Origin of the sequence: Lacinutrix gracilariae, from assembly GCF_042684485.1 — a bacterium.
Taxonomy (GTDB): Bacteria; Bacteroidota; Bacteroidia; order Flavobacteriales; family Flavobacteriaceae; genus Oceanihabitans; species Oceanihabitans gracilariae.
On sequence record NZ_JBHULM010000011.1, the window covers coordinates 1,548,881 to 1,568,417 of the forward strand.

Here is a 19,537-nt window from a genome sequence, read left to right on the forward strand (position 1 = left end):
GATCAAAAATTATGAAGACGATGAAAACGAAATTTACACTATTAGCAATACTATTTCTAGGACTTGGTTTTGGCTTTGCACAAAACGAAGAAGCAATGACAAAGCTTTCTATTTTTCATGAATATGTGAAAGCTAAAAATTACGATGCAGCTTATGAACCATGGATGGAAGTGCGTACTAAATGGCCTAAATTTAATAACGCTATTCCTGTAGACGGAGAAAAAATTCTTAAGCATAAAATTAAAAACGCAACTGGAGCAGAAAAAGTTGCTTTTATAAAAGACCTTTTAAAACTTTGGGATGAAAAGTTAGAAAACTTTCCTAGTAAAACTAAAATAGGGGATTTATTATCAGACAAAGCACAGTTAATGTATGACTATAAAACCGAATTAGGTTTAACAGATGAAGACGTTTACAATGCCTTTGATAAAGCGTATACTACAGATTTAAAAACATTTAAAAATGCGAAATCTTTATATACTTACTTTTCTTTAATGGTAGATTTATATGATGCTGGTAAGAAAACAGACCAAGAGTTATTTGATAAGTATGATGATGTTGTAGATAAAATTGAAACAGAAGTAAAAAGTAGCTCTGAAGGATTAAATAAATTAATTGCTAAAGAAGATGCTGGTACTGCTTTAACTAAAAAAGAAGGACAATACAAAAGATATTATGAGAGCTCATTAAAAGCTTTTGATCAAATTTCTGGTAGTGTAGATTCTAAATTAGGAGATAGAGCAAATTGTGATAACCTTATTCCTTTATACCAAAAAGATTACGAAGAAAACAAAAATGATGGTGTTTGGTTACAAAGAGCAATGAATAAATTATACGAAAAAGGTTGTAAAGAAGACCCAATGTTTGTTAAAGTGGTAAAACAAAAAAACAGCATCGAGCCTAACGCAAAAACATCGTATTACTTATACTTAATTACTGGTGAGCAACAATACTTTGATCAAACTTTACAGTTAGAAACAGATCCTTTTAGAAAAGCTAAACTTTACAATACTATTGGTAGAGACTTTAAACAAAAAGGTAGCTATGGTAAGGCTAGAGAATACTTTATGAAAGCATTAGCTCAAAACCCATCAGATAAAAAACCATACGAGCAAATTGCTAGAATGTATGCTGCAAGTGCAAATAGCTGTGGAGATACAAACTTTAACAAAAGAGCTGTATTTTGGTTAGCTGCTGCAGAAGCAAGAAAAGCAGGAAGTTCTAGTTTAGCTGCTAATTATGAAGCTAAAGCACCAAGTAAATCTGAAATTTTCTCTGCAGGAAAAGCAGGACAAACTATTAGTATTGGATGTTGGATTGGTAGAAGTGTAACTGTACCAAACCTATAATGAAAATCCATAATTTATATATAAAAAGCTTAGTCACAGTATTTACTGTGACTTTGTTTTTTTCATGTAAAAGCAACTTTAACGAGGTGCAAAAAATTGGTGTTTCAGAAGATCAACCTATTGGTGTTGCTGAAGACATTAATTTAAAATACACAGATTCTGGTAGAGTAACCGCAAATCTTATTAGTCCTAAAATGTTAGATTTTACCAATAGAGATTTTGGGTATAATGAGTTTCCAGAAGGTATTGTCTTACATATGTATGACGAGTTAAACCAAAAAAATACAGTAATAGCAGATTACGCTATTTCTTATAAAGAAACCAACCTAATCGATTTGCAAGGTAATGTAGTGGTTACATCACACAAAAAAGATACCTTGTTTGCAGAGCAGTTGTATTATGACCAAAGTGACGAATGGTTATTTACAAACCAACCCGTTACTTTTAGACAAGGTCGTGACCTTATAAACGGAAACGGTTTTGATTCGGATTCCGAATTTAAAAAAGCACAGGTTTTAGAAATTGATGGTATTATTACACTAGAAGAATAATACTTATATTTGATACTAATAACTTTCAACCAAAATATTATAAATGAAAATTGCTAAGTTTTTTCAATACATATACCTGTTTTTTGCCGCATTATTTTTATATGATGCTGTAACAAATTGGAATGTAGATAGTAACAGAACATATATATCTTTAGCATTTACTGCTTTAGCTATATTTATGTTTTTCTTCCGAAGAAAATTTAATAATAAATATAAAGACAACAATAACGCTAAGTAATGAGTGTTTACATTGTTATTATCATTGTTTGTTTAATTCTTTCCGCCTTTTTTTCAGGTATGGAAATTGCCTATGTGTCTTCTAATAAAATACATATAGAAATAGAAAAAAAACAAGAAGGATTTTTAGCAAAAATACTTACTAAGCTTACCGTAAAACCATCAAAATTTATTGCAACAATGCTTATTGGTAACAATATTGCATTAGTAGTTTATGGTTTTTTTATGGGTGATTTGTTAGTAAATTGGTTTCAATCTATGTTGCCATCTACTAACCGTTTTGTTAACTATATGTTTGTAGATTTTAGCCTACTAACACAAACTATAATTTCTACAATAGTAATATTAATTACTGCAGAGTTTTTACCTAAAGTATTCTTTCAAATTTATGCTAATTCTTTATTAAAAATATTGGCATTTCCTGCATATATATTTTATGTACTATTTACTTTTATATCAGATTTTGTTCTTTGGATTTCAGATTTTGTACTAAAAAAGTTCTTTAAAACCGAAGGAGATCAAGTGCAGTTAGCCTTTACCAAAGTAGAACTTGGTAATTATATTAGCGAGCAAATGGAATCTGTTGAAGAAGATGATGATATAGATTCTGAAATACAAATCTTTCAAAATGCACTAGAATTTGCCGAAGTAAAATCTAGAGAAGTCATGGTGCCTAGAACCGAAATTATAGCTGTAGAAATTAATGAATCTATTAAAAACTTAAACGCTATTTTTACAGAAACAGGCTGCTCTAAAGTTATTGTATACAAAGATAATATAGATGATATTTTAGGTTATGTGCACTCTTTTGAGCTTTTTAAAAAGCCCAAAACCATAAAATCTATTATTCTTCCTGTTGGTTTTGTTCCAGAAACCATGCTAATTAATGATGTGCTTAACGTGCTTATTAAAAAACATAAAAGTATAGCAGTAGTGTTAGATGAGTATGGAGGAACCTCTGGAATTATGACTGTTGAAGATATTGTTGAAGAGCTCTTTGGTGAAATTGAAGATGAACACGATACAGTAGTTTTAATTGAAGAAAAACTAGACGAAAACAACTATAAGTTTTCAGCAAGATTAGAGGTAGATTATATAAATGAAACCTTTAAGCTTAACCTTCCAGAAGAAGAAAACTATGAAACTTTAGGAGGTTTAATTGTTGCGCATACCGAAGAAATTCCGCAAAAAGAAGAAATAGTAACTATTGATAATTTTGAGTTTACTATTCTAGAAGTATCTAATACTAAAATAGATTTAGTAGAATTAAAAGTGTTAGACCAAGATTAGTTTTACTGGTTCCTCTTAAGGCATCACACATAAATCACCTACCAACAAGAAGCCCTCTAAAATTTTATTTTAGCAACAATTTTAACTTCAATTTCATTTTATCAAAATAACCCTTTCATTATTAAATAGAAAATGGTATTTTCGCGCACTATATTGAATAAAATTTATACCAAAAATGGCAATTTTAAATAACATTAGAAAACAATCATTAGTACTAATAGCAGTAATTGCATTAGCGTTATTCTCATTTGTATTAGCAGATTTGTTTAGAAACAGCGATGCACTTACAGCAAAATCACAAAATGTGGTAGCCACTATAAATGGCAAAGACATTACTCGTGAAGATTTCATGCAGAAAGTAGAGTTAATGCAACGTCAAATGGGAGGAAGCGGAACGAGCACACAAGCTATGAACAACGTTTGGAACCAAGAAGTACGTCAAGCTGTTATGCAAACACAATTTGATGCTTTAGGCTTTACTGTTGAAAAAGATCAAATGCGTGACTTGTTAAAAACAAGTTTATCTGGTAATGCAGATTTTCAAAACGAAGCAGGTCTTTTTGATGAAAACAAAATGAACGAATATATTGCTAATTTAAAAGAAACTTCTGCTATAGCATACCAACAATGGATTGACTATGAAAAAGGAATTGCTTCAAACGCACTAAGCCAAAACTATATTAATATGGTTAAAGCAGGTATGGTTGGTACTCTTGCCGAAGGAGAATTACAACATAAATTAGAAGGTGATCAAGTAGATATTAAATTTGTTCAAGTACCTTTTTCTTCTATTGCAGATAGTACAATTACAGTTTCTAATAGTGATATTACAAACTATGTAAACAAGCACAAAAAACAATATACAGTTGAAGCTTCTAGAGATATTAACTATGTACAGTTTAAAGAAGTTGCTTCATTAGAAGATGAAAACGCAATTAAAGAAAGCTTAACTAATCTTTTAAAAGATCAAGTTGTATATAACGAAGTAACTAAAAGAAACGATACTATTTCTAGTTTCTTAAAAGTAAAAGACAATGCGTCTTTTATCAATGCGAATTCAGATATTAAGTTTGATGATCGTTTTGTTCAAAAATCAGAATTACCAGCAACTGTTGCAGATACTCTTTATAGTTTAAACACTGGTGAAGTATTTGGTCCTTATAAAGATGCTAATTACTTTAAAATTTCTAAAGTAGTTGCAGTAAAACAATTACCAGACTCTGTAAAAGCAAGACATATTTTATTACCATTTGTAGGTTCTCGTTCTGCAACTGCAGAAACGGTTCAAACAAAAGAACAAGCTAAAGCAACTGCAGATAGTATTATGAGTGTAGTAAAAGCTACACCTTCAAAATTTGTTAGCTTATTAGATTTTTCTGCAGATACAGTAAGTAATGAAAAAGAAGGAGTTTTAGATTGGTTTACATACAACGCTATGGTACCAGAATTTAGAGACTTTACTTTTGAAAATAAAAAAGGAGACTTTGGTGTAGTTGAAACCGTTTTCGGATTTCACGTAATTGAAATTTTAGACCAAAAGAACTTACAACGTACTATTAAAGTAGGTACTATTGCTAGAAAAATTGAGCCAAGTGAAGCTACAATATCTAAAGTGTTTAGAGATGCTGCAAGTTTTGAAAACGCTGTAGCAAAAGGAAACTTTGAAGAAATAGCAAAAGAAAGCAACTATACTGTACGTCCTGTAAACTCTATTAAAGTTTTAGACGAAAACATTCCTGGATTAAACAGTCAAAGACCAATAGTTCGTTGGGCTTTTGAAGAAGATGCTGAAGTAGGAGATGTTAAGAAATTTGCAATTACTGATGGTTTTGTTATTGCACAATTAACTGCTAAAAACAAAGCAGGTTTAATGAATACGCAAGATGCATCTGTTACTGCTTTACCAGCAATACGTAAAGCTAAAAAAGCAGACATCATTAAAAACAGAATTTCTGCAACTACAATAGAAGATGTTGCTAAAGCAGAAGGACAAACTGTAAGAACTGCATTAGCAATCAATATGAAAACACCTACAGTTACAGGTGTTGGTAGAGAGCCTAAAGTAGTTGGTGCTGCATTTGGTTTAAAAGAAGGAGAAACTTCTAATTTAATTGAAGGAGAAAATGGAGTGTATATGGTTCAAGTAACTAAAGTTACTCCAGCTGTTGAATTAGCAAACTACCAAGCTTTTGCTAACCAAGTAGCACAACAAAAACAATCTGCAGTAGATTCAAGATTATATACAGCTTTAAAAGAAGCTGCTGAAATTGAAGATAACAGAGCAAATACAGTACAATAAGCTAAAGTTTATTTGCCGTATATTTATATAAAAAAAGCGACCAAAAGGTCGCTTTTTTTATTTCTTCTATTTTCTGTTTAAACAATAGTTTGCCCAATTATAAATGGGTATTTGTTTATAAAACTACAAGGTAGTTGTAACCATTTCATCATATTTTAAAATAGTAGTGTAGCCTTTGTTTTTAAAATATGCAGTAGGATTTGTTTTAGAGCTCACCAAAACAAAATCTCCTCCCCAAGCACCTAAACTTTTTATGCTTCCGTTAAAGTCGCTAAATAGTGCTTCTTTTACTGGTTGTAAGTGTATTGTTTCTGCAATGATTTGCTCATGCTTTTCTATAAGCAGATTAAAGGCTTCTATGGAAGAACAAGCAATAATGTTTTCGGTTATTTTATTTATTTCAGCAATAGTACTATCTAGATTATTTGTGTTCTTTTTATAATGCGAAATACCTTCTCTACTATTTTGTTTTTTGTTTAAATGCACAAAATATAAATGTGCTTTAAAAATAGGGTTAAAAGATACTTGTTTTACCGTTCGCTTATTGTTTGTAGCTTGTTTTGAAAGTGCATTGTTATGTAATTGATATGTAATTGCCGAGGCATTTTGTGCACAAGCAATATCATAACCACTACCTCCAAAAGTTTTTTCTAGTAGCTGGTAGGCATCCAAATTAGCCCAAGTAGCAATGTTGTTAATTAAGGTAGACGATGTACCAAGTCCCCAATTTTTTGGAAACTCTAATGTTGTTGTTATTTTAAATCCTTTTTTGTCTTTTAAAAATTCAGGATTCAGTGCTTTTGCAGCACAAAATATTTCTAAAAGTCTATTAGAGATTTCAGAGTCCTCTTGATCTTGTAAATAAATGGTATTGTTTTCTAATTTAAAATCTGTTTTAAACCAGGTGTTTCCTTGTTCATCTAAACTACTCCATAGTATTTTTGAAGCTTCTATTTCTTCTACAAGCAAATTCTGCCCAAATTTTGTTGGTACAGCAAGTGCTTTTGCTCCATCAAGAACTACATATTCTCCTGTAAGTAATAATTTTCCGCTGCTATAAAATTGCTGCATGAGTTATTAATTATTCTTTTTTCTTAATTCATTAAAAGCTTCAACTACTGCACTGTGTGTTACTGTGTTGGTTTTAAAATAATGTACCAATGTTTCTTTTTCAGTTTCGGTAGCTTCCATTTGGTTCAAGATATTCATTAAATGCATTTTCATGTGTCCTTGTTGAATACCTGTTGTGGTTAAAGAGCGTAACGCAGCAAAGTTTTGTGCTAAACCTGCAACAGCTACTATTTGCATTAGCTCTTCTGCACTAGGTTGGTGTAATAACTCTAGAGCTAATTTTACTAAAGGATGTAAGTTGGTTAAGCCACCAACGGTTCCTAATGCTAGTGGTATTTCCATCCAAAAAGTAAATACACCATTTTCAATTTTAGCATGTGTTAGGCTGCTGTAAGAGCCATTTCTAGAAGCATAGGCATGCACACCTGCTTCTACTGCTCTAAAATCATTTCCTGTAGCTAAAACTACTGCATCAATACCATTCATAATACCCTTGTTGTGCGTGACAGCTCGGTAAGGTTCTACTTCTGCAATTGCTACAGCTTGTACAAATTTTTCGGCATTAAAATCGTCTTTAGGTAAATCTTCTAATTTGCAACTTACTTCTGCGCGAACCAAACAATCTGGTACGTAGTTAGATAAGATGCTCATTACAATTTCTATAGATTCTTGTAGTTGTTTTTCGGCTTCAGCCTTAAAAGTTTTAGCAAACTGCTCTAAACAAGAATTTATAAAATTGGCTCCCATTGCATCTTGTGTTTCAAAGGTTGCATGCAATTGGTAGTAGCCAGAAATAGCATTGGTTTTATCTTTTAAAACTATGTCTGTAATACCACCACCACGTTTTTCCATGTTCTTGGTGATTGGCTTAGCGTCTGCTATTAGTTGCGCTTTTACATGGTTAAAAAAGGTTTCTAGTGTTTTAAAATCACCAGCATACATAAAGTGTACTTGACCAATTTTTGTAGTAGAAAGTACTCGAGTTTTAAAACCTCCGCGTGATAACCAAAACTTAGCAGATTTACTAGCAGCAGCAACTACAGAGCTTTCTTCAATTGCCATAGGTATGGTGTGCATTTTTCCGTTTATTAAAAAATTAGGAGCAACGCCAAGTGGCAAATAGTAATTGGTAATGGTGTTTTCTATAAACTCATCATGTAAGTTTTGTAGTGACAAATTGGTGTTCCAATATTGTTGTATAATTTTTTTAGCTTCTTCTTTATTAGAAAAATAGGTTTCAACAATCCAATCTATTTTTTTAGATTTAGATAGTTTTGAAAAGCCTGAAATAGTTGCACTCATGTACTTGGTTTTTAAAACACAAAGATAGTATACCCATTTTTAATGGTTTTCATTTATGTAATTTATGTTTGTAATAAATAAAAGGAAAGGTGTTTTGGGGTTTTGTAACCCCAAATTACTGTTAATATTTAGGGTTTTTTGCTTATTTTTTAGTAAACTTGACGTCATTTTAATATAATCATTTTTTTTAATGCGAACTTTTAGATTCTTCCTATTAAGCTGCTTTTTTTTAACAGCAATTCATACTTCAGCACAAACACAAAATATTTCTTTAGAAGACATTTGGAATGGTACTTTTAGAACCCAAAGAATGGATGCGCTACATTCTATGAAAAACGGACAGCAATATTCTGTGTTAGACTATGATAGAGTTTCAAAGTCTACCACTATTGATGTGTATGATTATAAAACCTTAAGCAAGGTAAAAACCTTAGTAAACTCTTCAGATATTGAAGCTATACCTTACTTTACAGATTATACCTTTAGTGCAGATGAAAGCAAAATTATTTTAGCTACAGATGTAGAGTCTATTTTTAGACGCTCTACTTTAGGTCATTTTTATGTATACAATACTAGTGATGCATCGGTTACTTTAATTGCCGAAGATAAAATTCAAGAACCAACATTTTCTCCAGATGCTACCAAAGTAGCTTACGGATTAAATAATAATTTATATGTAAAAGATTTAGTTTCTGGTGAAACCAAACAAATTACTTTTGATGGTAAGAAAAATGAAATCATTAATGGTATTACAGACTGGGTTTACGAAGAAGAATTTGGCTTTGTTCGCGCTTTTGAGTGGAATGCTTCTAGTGATAGATTAGCATTTATAAAGTTTGATGAAACCAATGTTCCAGAATTTTCAATGGATGTTTATGGTTCTGCATTATACCCAAAACAACAAGTGTTTAAATATCCCAAAGCTGGAGAAAAAAACGCTATTGTGTCTTTACATACATATAATTTAAAGGCTGATACAACCAATGAGGTTAAGTTAGATAAAGCGTATAATGATTTTTATATTCCTAGAATAAAATGGACGAATGATCCAGATGTTTTAAGTGCACAATACATGAACAGACATCAAAACGAACTAGATTTATGGATGATTAACGCTAAAAAGGAAAGTGCTAAAATTGCAATAGCAGAAAAAGATAATGCCTATGTAGATGTAACCGATAATCTTACCTTTTTAACAGACGATAGCTTTATATGGACAAGTGAAAAAGATGGACACAACCACATTTATCACTATGATAAAAAAGGAAAGCTTATTAATCAAATTACCAAAGGAAACTGGGAAGTAACTAATTACTATGGTTATGATGATAAAAACGATGTTATTTATTATCAATCGGTTGAAAATGGTTCTATTAATCGAGATGTATATAAAATTGATTTAAACGGAAACAATAAAACTAGACTGACTAAAAATACAGGAACCAATAATGCTTCTTTTAGTGCAGATTTCACCTATTTTATAAATACATTTTCTAATACAAGTACACCTCCAGAATATACGTTAAACGAAGCTGTTTCAGGAAATTTAGTAAAACGTATTAAAGATAATAGCGCACTTTCAAAAAAGCTTTTAAACTATAAAATTTCTGAAAAAGAATTTTCTACCATTAATGTAAATGGTAACGATTTAAATATGTGGATGATTAAACCACTAGATTTTGATGCTACTAAACAATATCCTTTATTTATGTATCAATATTCTGGTCCAGGATCTCAACAAGTAGCAAACCGATGGAATGGAGCTAATGATTATTGGTACCAACATTTAGCACAAAAAGGCTATATTGTGGTTTGTATTGACGGAAGAGGAACAGGATTTAAAGGTGCAGCCTTTAAAAAAGTAACTCAAAATGAATTGGGTAAATTTGAATTAGAAGACCAAATTGATGCAGCAAAAAAACTTGGCGATAGAGCCTATGTTGATGCTTCTAGAATAGGAATTTGGGGTTGGAGCTTTGGTGGCTTTATGAGTAGTAATGCGCTTTTTAAAGGAAACGATGTCTTTAAAATGGCAATAGCTGTTGCGCCAGTAACAAGCTGGAGATTTTACGATTCTATTTATACAGAGCGTTACATGACAACACCTCAAGAAAATGCAAGTGGTTATGATGATAACTCACCAATAAATCATGTAGATAAATTAAAAGGAGACTTTTTACTAATACATGGTTCTGGAGATGATAACGTACATGTGCAAAATACAATGCGTATGGTTGAAGCATTAATTCAAGCAGATAAACAGTTTGAATGGATGATTTATCCAGACAAAAATCATGGTATTTATGGTGGTAACACTAGATTACATTTGTATAAAAAAATGACAAATTTTATTGATGCTAAGCTTGGTGATAAATTATAAAAGCAAAAGCCAAACAAGAAATTAAGCATATAAAAGAATAATAAACTAACTAACTAATTAAAATAAATACATATGGAATTTAAATTTGGAGGTTCTGCAGAGAATCAAAAAACAGTTTTAGGGCATCCTGCAGGGTTGTTCGTGCTTTTCTTTACTGAAATGTGGGAACGTTTTTCATACTATGGTATGAGAGCTTTACTTGTACTGTTTTTAGTGTCAACCATTATTGATGGTGGATGGGAATGGAGTAGAGCAGATGCTTTAGTGCTTTACGGATGGTATACAGGTTTAGTCTATATAACACCTATTATTGGAGGTTTTATTGCCGATAAATTTATGGGTTATAGAAGAGCCGTTGTACTTGGAGCCTTTGTAATGACTTTAGGGCATGCTTCTATGGCATTAGAAGGCATTACACCAATGTTTTTCTATGCAGGTCTATCATTCTTAATCATAGGTAATGGTTTCTTTAAGCCAAATATTTCTTCTATGGTAGGACAGTTATACAAATCACAAGGAAAAGAAAAAGATGCTGGTTATACTATATTTTATATGGGAATTAATGCAGGTGCTTTCTTAGGAATTTTATTATGTGGTTATATAGGTGAAAATATTGGATGGCATTTTGGTTTTGGACTTGCTGGAATCTTTATGTTTTTAGGAATGCTACAATTCTTTTTTACACAAAGTATCTTTGGTAGAATAGGATTATCACCAAAACAAACCGAAGATTTTGATGATGTAATTGAAGATAGTGTTGAAAAATTAGAAGATAATGTTGAAGACGTTATTGAAGAAGCTGAAAATTCAAAAGTAGTAAGAGACAGATTATTTGTTATTGGTATCTTTTCTCTGTTTGTTATTTTCTTTTGGTGGGCATTTGAGCAAGCAGGTGGTTCTATGACTATTTTTGCTGCAGATTATACAGATAGATCTTTAGTAGGAAGCGCAGCTCTTACTTTTAAAATAATTAATGCCATTATAACAGTGGTGCCAATGGTGGTAATCACTTGGGTTTTAGCCATGTTATTTAAACAAACTTTTGCTAAATATTCACTAGCTAATATATTACTAGCTTTAAGTTTTGTAATTATTTGGGGAATTGTAATCTGGATGCTTGTTAGAGAATTTCAATCAGACGCAACAGAAGTTCCTGCATCATGGTTCTCAGTACTAAACTCTTTATTTATTATCTTATTTGCTCCTTTATTTTCTAAAATTTGGGAAAGTAAATTTAACCCTTCAGGTCCTGTAAAATTTGCTATAGGATTACTATTAGTAGGATTAGGATTTGCGGCTTTAGCTTATGGTTCTGCAGGTATTCCTGATGGAGCAAAAACAGCTTCTGTTAGTTTAATTTATTTGGTAGTTGCATATTTCTTACATACAATGGGAGAACTTTGCGTTTCACCAGTAGGATTATCTTACGTAAGTAAATTAGCTCCTATTAAATTAGTGAGTATGATGTTTGGTATTTGGTTTACAGCTAATTTCTTTGCTAACCTTTTAGGTGGTTTTACAGGAAGTTATATGGATCCAATCATGGAAGAACACGGCTTAACTACTTTCTTTTTAATATTTACAATTATTCCAATAGGTGCAGCTGTAATAATGTTTTTATTAAATCCAATGCTTAAAAGAAAAATGCACGGAATTGAATAATACATTCTTATCTAGAAAATATTAAACTAACTAATCTCTTTATTATTAATGAATACAGATATTGAAAATCTATTTAAAGACAAAGTAATAGGACATCCAGCAGGATTGTTTGTATTGTTTTTTACTGAAATGTGGGAACGTTTTTCTTTTTACGGAATGCGTATACTTTTAGTTCTGTTTTTAACAGCTCCTTTAATAGGTGAAAACCCAGGATGGGAATGGCCACGAGAACACGCTTTAGCATTAATTGGTACCTATGCATCTCTTTTGTATTTAACACCAATTGTTGGTGGTTGGGTTGCAGATAAGATTACTGGTTATAAGTGGGCTGTAATTATCGGTTGCTTTATCATGATGCTTGGTCATGCAGCAATGGTTTTTGAAACGCAATTTACACTGTATTTAGGATTGGCTTTATTAGTTATTGGTACAGGTTTTTTTAAACCTAACGTAACTTCTATGATATCTGAAATGTATAAAGGAAAAGAGTCTAAAAAAGATGGAGCATATACTATATTTTATATGGGAGTTAATGCTGGTGCCTTTTTTGGAATGATGCTTTGTGGTTATTTAGCTGAAAATATTGGATGGTCTTGGGGATTCGGTCTTGCCGGAATATTTATGTTTTTAGGAATGTTACAATTCTGGTTAGCTAAAGATTTGTTTGGAAGTATAGGTGAAAAACCTACAAAAATTCATGAAGTAGAGATTCCGCAAAACATTAATGAGGTTAGTCCTACAGAGGATTACAAATTAGAAGAAAAGCTAAATCCTTTTACAAATATTGATAAAATACTAATTGTGCTTTCTGCTTTAGGAGGTGTTTTATACTTATTCAATGACCCAATGTCTAAAATTGGTGATGTGAATATATTGAATTTTAATATTGGTGGCCTTGAAGGTTCTAATGTAACCATTCTTACTGCTTTAGTATTATTTCTTTATTTAATAATTACTAGAATTTCACGATACTCTAAAATCATAAGAGACAAAATTATAGCAGTTTCTGTATTTGGTATATTTACAGTGTTTTTCTTTGCAGCTTTTGAGCAATCTTTAGGCTCTATGACTATTTTTGCTAGAGATTATACAGGAAGAGCTTTATCTGGTTCTTCGGCAATGGTTTTTAAAATTATTGATTTAATATTAACAGTAGGTCCATTAGCAATTATTACTTGGGTTTTATTTTTGTTATTTAAAAAAACATACTCTAAAATTCCGTATTCTAATATTGTATTATCCTTAGCGTTTATTTCGCTTTGGGGTATTGTTATTTGGAAAGTAAATAGAGAATTTAGCAAAGATGCCACAGAGGTAGGAGCCTCTTGGTTTGGGATTTTAAACTCCTTCTTTATTATTACGCTAGCTCCATTATTTTCAAAGTGGTGGGAAAGCAAATACAATCCTAGTGCAGCCATGAAATATGGTTTAGGTCTTATTCTTTTAGGTTTAGGATTTGGAGTTTTAGTAATGGGTACAATGGGAATAGAACAAGGTGCAAAAACAGCTTCTGTTAGTATGTTTTTCTTAATATTTGCTTACTTATTTCATACCATGGGAGAACTTTGTATTTCACCAGTAGGTTTATCTTATTTAAGTAAATTAGTTCCTGGTAGAATGATTGGTTTTATGTTTGGTATTTGGTACTTAGCAATTGCTATTGGCCAAAAAGCAGCAGGAACAATGGGAGGAATGATTGATAAAATTACAGAAGAATACTCTCTGAGTACGTTCTTTTTAATATTTACATTAGTTCCTATTGCTGTAGGTATTATTTCTATAATTTTAAACCCTATTTTAAAGCGATTAATGCATAACGTTAGATAATTGTAATTTTGGAATAGTAATTGAGACTATCCTTTTGAAATGAAATAAAAACATAAATAAAGCATTTATATAATATGAAAAATTTAGTACTTACATTTTTACTTACAGTGATTACAGTTGGTTCTGTTGCAGCTCAAGAAATCAATTGGGTGACACTAGAAGAGGCTTTAGAGCTTCAAAAGAAAGAACCTAAAAAAATTATGATAGACATGTATACCGTTTGGTGTGGTCCATGTAAAATGCTAGATAAAAATACCTTTCAAAATAAAGAGGTTGCAGCCTATGTGAATGAAAACTTTTATGCTGTAAAATTTAATGCAGAAGGTAATGATGTGGTAAGCTTTCAAGGTAAAGAATTTACAAACCCTAGTTATGATCCTGCTAAAGCATCAAGACGTAATAGCTCTCATCAATTATCTAGATATTTTCAAGTCAATGCATATCCTACCATTGTGTATTTAGATGAAAATGCAGATTTAATTGCTCCTATTAAAGGATATCAAACACCAACGCAAATTGAGTTATACTTAAAAATGTTTGCAAACAATGATTATAAAACGTTAACTACACAAGATGCTTTTAACGAGTATTATTTAGCGTTTAAGCCAGAATTTAAAGGCTAAAACTAGCTGTTATTAGTATTGCTAATAACCTATTCTATTAATATAAAAGCTCCCTTTTTACCTGTATAGTGAAAAGGGAGCTTTCTTTTTTTACAAATGTTTTCCCATCTAGATATATAAGTTTTGTAATTACTGCCATCTGCAATAATTGTTTTTGGTTTTAAACTATCTATCAGTCTACTTATATTTATTTTAGGAGAGTTGCGTAATAAAACATAATCTGGCTGTATACTTTTAAAGTTATAAATGCCTAAACTGTCTACCACTAAAACTTTTTTATTTTGATATACATAAAGGTTTTGTAAACTATCTTCCTGTATGTTTTTAATAAAATTGGCAACAGCAAAAGTGCTAATATTTTTGTTTTTTAGTAAGCTATCTACATTATGAAAAACATTTAATGTGTTTTTCTTTTTAACAGCAATCACAGTATTTCTGCTTTTATGAAAAATAATAAATGCATTTTTTCTGTTTTTATATTTTGTGTAAATGGTTGCTATTTGAAAACTAATTACAGAAAGACATAAAAACACTAATGTCTTATGGTTTTTCTTTATGTACAGCCTTACCAATGCTATAATAATTAAATACGAGGTAAGTACATAAAAGATATTGAATGAAATATTTTGAAAAAGGAATTCTTCTTTACTAGCAATCCATTCAAAAAAAGCATTCATTAGTCCAATAATAAATCCAAAAATATCTGCTAAAAATTGAGGTAAAGCATTTATTAAAGCAAGTATTATAATAGAAATACCACTAACAAGTATTGTACCTAGTAACGGAATAATAACAATATTAGATAACCAAAACAAGCCAGGAATTTGATGAAAATAAAATAGGCTAATTGGTAAAACACCAAACTGTGCCGCAAATGTTACAGTGGTTATTTCCCATAATTTATTTACTAACCATAATTTGGGTTTCCAAATTTTATAAAGAATAGGTTGTATAGAGACAATGGCAATAACAGCCAAGTAACTCAATTGAAATCCAACATCAAATAAAAACAAAGGTTTAACAAGTAAGATACAAAATACCGAAATAGCTAAGGTGTTGTAAATGTTGCTTGGTCTTTTTAAATGCATGGCATAGGCAATAATGCTAAACATAGTTGCAGCCCTAATAATAGAAGCAGAAGCTCCTGCAATAATAGCATAACACCAAAGTAAAAGTATAACAACAACCATCTTTAGTATTCTGCCATTCTTAAGTTGTTCTAAAGGCTTAAAAATAATATTTAATAGAAGTAATAATATACCAACATGTAAGCCCGAAACAGCAAGAATATGTATGGCTCCAGCGTTTACATAATTGCTATACACATCTTTACTAATAAGTTGTCTTTGTCCTAAAATTAACGCGTTAACAATAGCTAATTCGTCTGGCTTAAATTGGTGTTTTTTAAGTTTGGTATTTATGTTTTTTCTTAGCTGTGCAGCATATCCAAAAAAAGTATGTGTGGTATTGCTTACGCGGAATAAATTTTTGTTTGTAGAATATATTTGATGGTAGATATAGCGCTTCTCTAAATACTTTTTGTAATTAAATTGATTCGGATTAATAGGAGGAGAAATAGCTGTAAAACTATCGGTTGTAATTAAAATTTCATCTACTTCTAGTAGATCTTGCAGACTGTCTTTTGCAATATATAGTAAGGATGTTCCGGAAACCTTTTTGGTGTCAATTTTAAGTATGTCTATTACATACTTATGGTGATAATTACCAGGTTTTAAAACCTCATTAATTTTAAAAGTAATGGTGTTAGTAGGTTTTTTAACATCAGAAATAAAATGGGTATAATGGTTTTTGTAGTTCTTTTCGTTGTGAATATTTGTAGTTAATATTCCTATTGAAAAAGTAGTGATAAAGGCTATGATGCCAAACCAAATGTTTTTTTTAAATTGTTTTTTACTAATTAAATAGCTTGTGCATAATAAAGCGATTAAGCAAAAAGTTATGTATATACTTGTAGGTAAGGGTATGTAGTAATAGAAACCAATTAATATTCCTAAAATTAAAAAGAATGTAAGTTTTATTATGTTGAAATTAATCATCTTCATAACTTAAAGATAATCAATTACTTACAAATCAAAAAGATTTTTCTTACATTACTCGTCTCGCTTGTACGTAAGCCAAATACCAATAACGCTCAGCAAGGTTAGAAATCATAACACCTCTACTTGTAGATGCGTGAATAAACTCAACATAGCCTGTTCTAGCAGTAGTTACAATACCAACATGGTTTACTTTGCGGCTGTTTTTTTTGGTTGCAAAAAACAACAAATCTCCTACTTTTACTTCTTTTAGGTCTATCCAATTTCCTGTTGTAGATAAGTCGTGTGTAGTTCTTGGTAAGCTAATGGCTTCTTTTTTAAACGAAGTATAAATTAACCCAGAGCAATCCATTCCTTTTTTAGTAGTACCTCCGTATTTATATTTTACGCCTTCAAAAGTTTTAGCATAATCAACAACCTTTTTTATGTTAGCATTAGTCTTAGTCGTTGTTTTGTTAGTAGCCGTCTTAGTTGTTCTGGTTTTTTTGGTAACAACACGTTTGCTTTTGCTAGATTTACAAGCCGAAAAAGAGATTAAAAGTATAAGAATTAGGGCAAATTTTTTAATGCACATATTTAAGTGTTTGCTGTTATAGAGTTGTAAATGAGTTTAGCTGTTTTTTCGCTAGCACCTCTTCCGCCTAGCTTTTTTTCTAATTCATAATAGTTTATAAAAAACTTTGTTCTTTGGTATTCGTCTAAAATAGTATCTAATTCTGCTTTAAGTCTTTTGGTGTTAAAGTCATTTTGAATTAACTCAGTAACTACTTCTTTGTTCATAATTAAATTTACTAATGAAATAAATTTAAGTGTGATAATGCGTTTACCAATTTGGTAAGAGAGCCAACTACCTTTATAGCATACTACTTGTGGTACTTTAAAAAGAGCTGTTTCTAGCGTTGCAGTTCCAGAGGTTACCAATGCAGCTGTAGAAAGACTTAGTAAGTCGTAGGTTTTATTAGAAATAAAAGAAACATTTTTGGTCTTTATAAATTGCGAATAAAAACTATAATCTTGGCTTGGTGCTCCAGCAATTACAAATTGGTAGTTAGGGTAATCTTTTACAACACTAAGCATTACGCTTAGCATTTTTTTAATTTCTTGTTTTCTACTACCAGGAAGTAATGCAATTATTGGTTTTTCGTTTAATAGGTATTCTTTTCTAAAGGTATACTCGTCCACTTGTGTTCTGTCTGCAATAGCATCAATTAAAGGATGCCCAACAAAATGTACTTTGTAATTGTATTTTTTGTAAAAATCTTCCACAAACGGAAGAATAACATACATAGCATCTATATACTTTTTTATCTTTTTAACTCTATTTGCCCTAGATGCCCAAACTTGCGGTGAAATATAATAGTGTGTTTTAAAATTTTGCTCTTTTGCCCATTTAGCAATACGTAAATTAAAACCAGAATTATCAATAAAAATAACTACATCAGGTTGGTAAGTTGCAATATCATTTTTGCATAAAGAAATAGCTTTAAAAATGGTGTTTATATTTAAAAGCACTTCTGCAAAACCCATAAAGGCTCTTTCTTTATAATGTTGTACCAAAGTACCTCCAACACTTTGCATAAGGTCTCCTCCCCAAAATCTAAATTCGGCATGTATATCTTGTTTTTGTAATGCCTTCATTAAATTTGAGCCGTGTAAATCACCCGAAGCTTCTCCTGCAATAATGTAATATTTCATTTATAAAAATTTAAATGCAAAGGTTAATATTGCAATAAAAATAGTAATTATAAGAACACCTTTTGCTTTGTCGTCTTGTCTTTTGCTTAAAAAGAAAAAAAATGCAATTAAATTTAAAATAGCACCTAAACTTATTAATTGGTTAAGAAATCCTTGCGCTTTTGCAGTTTCTAAACCCAGTATAAAACTTTCTCCTTTTCCTAATACTTTAGTAGCTATAAATAAACCAATAATGTTTGTTATTAAACCTACTACTAAACCAATGGTAATGTCTTTTTTCATGTTTGTTTTCCACGTAAGTGGAATTATTGTTTTTTAAAATTACGGATTTAAAAATCCCAAGTATTTAATTTTTGTACACAATGATGAGCTGTTAAATCAAACTTTACTGGTACTACCGAAACATAACCGTTTTGTAGCGCCCATTCATCGGTGTCTTCTCCTTTATCTAAATTAACGAATTTTCCGGTTAGCCAATAATATTCTTTGCCTTGCGGACTAACTCTTTTGTCAAATTCTTCTTTCCAGTTCGCTTTTGCTTGTCTGCAAATACGTACTCCTTTAATTTCTTCTTTCTCTAATTTAGGAAAGTTTACATTTAAAACAACGCCTTCTGGTAATCCGTTTTTAAGAACATTTAAAGCAATGCTTTTTGCAAATGTTGCAGCTGCTTCAAAATTAGCATTCCAATTATAATCTAACAAAGAAAAACCAATAGAAGGTATGCCTTCAATACCAGCTTCTAATGCAGCACTCATTGTACCAGAATAAATAACATTAATTGAAGAGTTAGACCCATGATTAATACCAGAAACACATAAGTCTGGTTTTCGATCTAAAATCTCACTTTTTGCAATTTTTACACAATCTACAGGTGTGCCAGAACAACTGTATTCCTTTTGGTCTCCATCATCAATATAAACCTGTTCTAAATGTAAGGTAGAGTCTAGAGTAACAGCGTGACCCATTCCGCTTTGCGGACTGTCAGGAGCTACAACAACAACTTCACCAATGGTTTTCATGACTGCTATCAAGGTTCTAATTCCTGGAGCGGTAATACCATCATCATTGGTAACTAAAATAAGTGGTTTTTTTGTCATATTAATACAAGGTTTTAGCTAGGCTAAAATACGGTTTTTATATAGTATATACTTAATTAATTAGGTTTAACAAAAAATTAGTATCAAATACCTT

Annotated in this window: 15 protein-coding genes and 1 pseudogene; 9 read left to right on the forward strand and 7 right to left on the reverse strand. The window is 30.9% G+C overall.

The window, feature by feature from the left end; genetic code table 11:
* Positions 1–20: 20 nt before the first annotated feature.
* The 5 genes from ACFSSB_RS13780 (at position 21) to ACFSSB_RS13800 (ending at position 5,726) form a co-directional block, all read left to right on the forward strand.
* The gene (locus ACFSSB_RS13780; RefSeq protein ID WP_379905243.1) at positions 21–1,349 is read left to right on the forward strand and encodes a hypothetical protein; all 1,329 of its coding nucleotides are present in this window, start codon (positions 21–23) and stop codon (positions 1,347–1,349) included.
* Positions 1,349–1,900 (forward strand): LPS export ABC transporter periplasmic protein LptC, encoded by a 552-nt coding sequence (lptC, locus tag ACFSSB_RS13785; protein ID WP_379905245.1) that lies wholly within the window; start codon positions 1,349–1,351, stop codon positions 1,898–1,900. The genes ACFSSB_RS13780 and lptC overlap by 1 nt, the downstream gene beginning before the upstream one ends.
* A gap of 43 nt (positions 1,901–1,943) precedes the next feature.
* On the forward strand, positions 1,944–2,138 hold the full coding sequence (locus ACFSSB_RS13790) for a hypothetical protein (protein ID WP_379905247.1): 195 nt from the start codon (positions 1,944–1,946) through the stop codon (positions 2,136–2,138).
* Positions 2,138–3,427, forward strand: a complete 1,290-nt coding sequence (locus tag ACFSSB_RS13795; protein ID WP_379905249.1) for a hemolysin family protein — start codon at positions 2,138–2,140, stop codon at positions 3,425–3,427. Before ACFSSB_RS13790 ends, ACFSSB_RS13795 begins: the two co-directional genes overlap by 1 nt.
* 175 nt (positions 3,428–3,602) lie before the next feature.
* On the forward strand, positions 3,603–5,726 hold the full coding sequence (locus tag ACFSSB_RS13800) for a SurA N-terminal domain-containing protein (RefSeq protein ID WP_379905251.1): 2,124 nt from the start codon (positions 3,603–3,605) through the stop codon (positions 5,724–5,726).
* A gap of 123 nt (positions 5,727–5,849) precedes the next feature.
* Here ACFSSB_RS13800 and ACFSSB_RS13805 read toward each other — a convergent pair whose 3' ends face one another.
* Positions 5,850–6,797, reverse strand: a complete 948-nt coding sequence (locus ACFSSB_RS13805; protein ID WP_379905253.1) for a GYDIA family GHMP kinase — start codon at positions 6,795–6,797, stop codon at positions 5,850–5,852.
* A 6-nt stretch (positions 6,798–6,803) separates the two neighbouring features.
* Positions 6,804–8,102, reverse strand: a pseudogene (locus ACFSSB_RS13810) (hydroxymethylglutaryl-CoA reductase, degradative); the annotation flags it as partial.
* A 187-nt stretch (positions 8,103–8,289) separates the two neighbouring features.
* Here ACFSSB_RS13810 and ACFSSB_RS13815 point away from each other — a divergent pair.
* The 4 genes from ACFSSB_RS13815 (at position 8,290) to ACFSSB_RS13830 (ending at position 14,591) form a co-directional block, all read left to right on the forward strand.
* The gene (locus ACFSSB_RS13815) at positions 8,290–10,479 is read left to right on the forward strand and encodes a S9 family peptidase (RefSeq protein ID WP_379905255.1); all 2,190 of its coding nucleotides are present in this window, start codon (positions 8,290–8,292) and stop codon (positions 10,477–10,479) included.
* 72 nt (positions 10,480–10,551) lie between these two features.
* On the forward strand, positions 10,552–12,141 hold the full coding sequence (locus ACFSSB_RS13820) for a peptide MFS transporter (protein ID WP_379905257.1): 1,590 nt from the start codon (positions 10,552–10,554) through the stop codon (positions 12,139–12,141).
* A 48-nt stretch (positions 12,142–12,189) separates the two neighbouring features.
* On the forward strand, positions 12,190–13,968 hold the full coding sequence (locus ACFSSB_RS13825) for a peptide MFS transporter (RefSeq protein ID WP_379905259.1): 1,779 nt from the start codon (positions 12,190–12,192) through the stop codon (positions 13,966–13,968).
* A gap of 74 nt (positions 13,969–14,042) precedes the next feature.
* Positions 14,043–14,591, forward strand: a complete 549-nt coding sequence (locus ACFSSB_RS13830; protein ID WP_379905261.1) for a thioredoxin family protein — start codon at positions 14,043–14,045, stop codon at positions 14,589–14,591.
* 29 nt (positions 14,592–14,620) lie between these two features.
* On the opposite strand, the gene ACFSSB_RS13835 is transcribed toward ACFSSB_RS13830, so the two are convergent.
* From ACFSSB_RS13835 to surE, 5 genes are read right to left on the reverse strand one after another with little or no spacing between them, the layout of a single operon-like run.
* A complete protein-coding gene (locus tag ACFSSB_RS13835) occupies positions 14,621–16,648 on the reverse strand; it encodes a ComEC/Rec2 family competence protein (RefSeq protein WP_379905263.1) in 2,028 nt (675 codons plus the stop codon).
* 49 nt (positions 16,649–16,697) lie between these two features.
* Positions 16,698–17,222 carry a C40 family peptidase gene (locus ACFSSB_RS13840; RefSeq protein WP_379905265.1) on the reverse strand — a complete coding sequence of 175 codons (525 nt, stop codon included), beginning with the start codon at positions 17,220–17,222 and terminating at the stop codon, positions 16,698–16,700.
* Between the two features lie 2 nt (positions 17,223–17,224).
* Complete coding sequence (lpxB, locus tag ACFSSB_RS13845) at positions 17,225–18,343, reverse strand: lipid-A-disaccharide synthase (RefSeq protein ID WP_379905267.1); 1,119 nt, start codon at positions 18,341–18,343, stop codon at positions 17,225–17,227.
* On the reverse strand, positions 18,344–18,625 hold the full coding sequence (locus tag ACFSSB_RS13850; RefSeq protein WP_379905269.1) for a hypothetical protein: 282 nt from the start codon (positions 18,623–18,625) through the stop codon (positions 18,344–18,346).
* A gap of 47 nt (positions 18,626–18,672) precedes the next feature.
* Positions 18,673–19,443: a 5'/3'-nucleotidase SurE gene (gene surE, locus ACFSSB_RS13855; RefSeq protein WP_379905271.1), complete on the reverse strand. Its 771-nt coding sequence runs from the start codon at positions 19,441–19,443 to the stop codon at positions 18,673–18,675.
* Positions 19,444–19,537 lie beyond the last annotated feature (94 nt).

Coding starts and splice junctions, on each gene's coding strand:
- ACFSSB_RS13840 (WP_379905265.1), bottom strand. CDS start 17,222: ATGTGCATTAAAAAATTTGCCCTAATTCTTATACTTTTAATCTCTTTT.
- surE (WP_379905271.1), bottom strand. CDS start 19,443: ATGACAAAAAAACCACTTATTTTAGTTACCAATGATGATGGTATTACC.
- ACFSSB_RS13795 (WP_379905249.1), top strand. CDS start 2,138: ATGAGTGTTTACATTGTTATTATCATTGTTTGTTTAATTCTTTCCGCC.
- ACFSSB_RS13805 (WP_379905253.1), bottom strand. CDS start 6,797: ATGCAGCAATTTTATAGCAGCGGAAAATTATTACTTACAGGAGAATAT.
- ACFSSB_RS13820 (WP_379905257.1), top strand. CDS start 10,552: ATGGAATTTAAATTTGGAGGTTCTGCAGAGAATCAAAAAACAGTTTTA.
- lpxB (WP_379905267.1), bottom strand. CDS start 18,343: ATGAAATATTACATTATTGCAGGAGAAGCTTCGGGTGATTTACACGGC.
- ACFSSB_RS13800 (WP_379905251.1), top strand. CDS start 3,603: ATGGCAATTTTAAATAACATTAGAAAACAATCATTAGTACTAATAGCA.
- ACFSSB_RS13825 (WP_379905259.1), top strand. CDS start 12,190: ATGAATACAGATATTGAAAATCTATTTAAAGACAAAGTAATAGGACAT.
- lptC (WP_379905245.1), top strand. CDS start 1,349: ATGAAAATCCATAATTTATATATAAAAAGCTTAGTCACAGTATTTACT.
- ACFSSB_RS13815 (WP_379905255.1), top strand. CDS start 8,290: ATGCGAACTTTTAGATTCTTCCTATTAAGCTGCTTTTTTTTAACAGCA.
- ACFSSB_RS13835 (WP_379905263.1), bottom strand. CDS start 16,648: ATGATTAATTTCAACATAATAAAACTTACATTCTTTTTAATTTTAGGA.
- ACFSSB_RS13850 (WP_379905269.1), bottom strand. CDS start 18,625: ATGAAAAAAGACATTACCATTGGTTTAGTAGTAGGTTTAATAACAAAC.
- ACFSSB_RS13830 (WP_379905261.1), top strand. CDS start 14,043: ATGAAAAATTTAGTACTTACATTTTTACTTACAGTGATTACAGTTGGT.
- ACFSSB_RS13780 (WP_379905243.1), top strand. CDS start 21: ATGAAAACGAAATTTACACTATTAGCAATACTATTTCTAGGACTTGGT.
- ACFSSB_RS13790 (WP_379905247.1), top strand. CDS start 1,944: ATGAAAATTGCTAAGTTTTTTCAATACATATACCTGTTTTTTGCCGCA.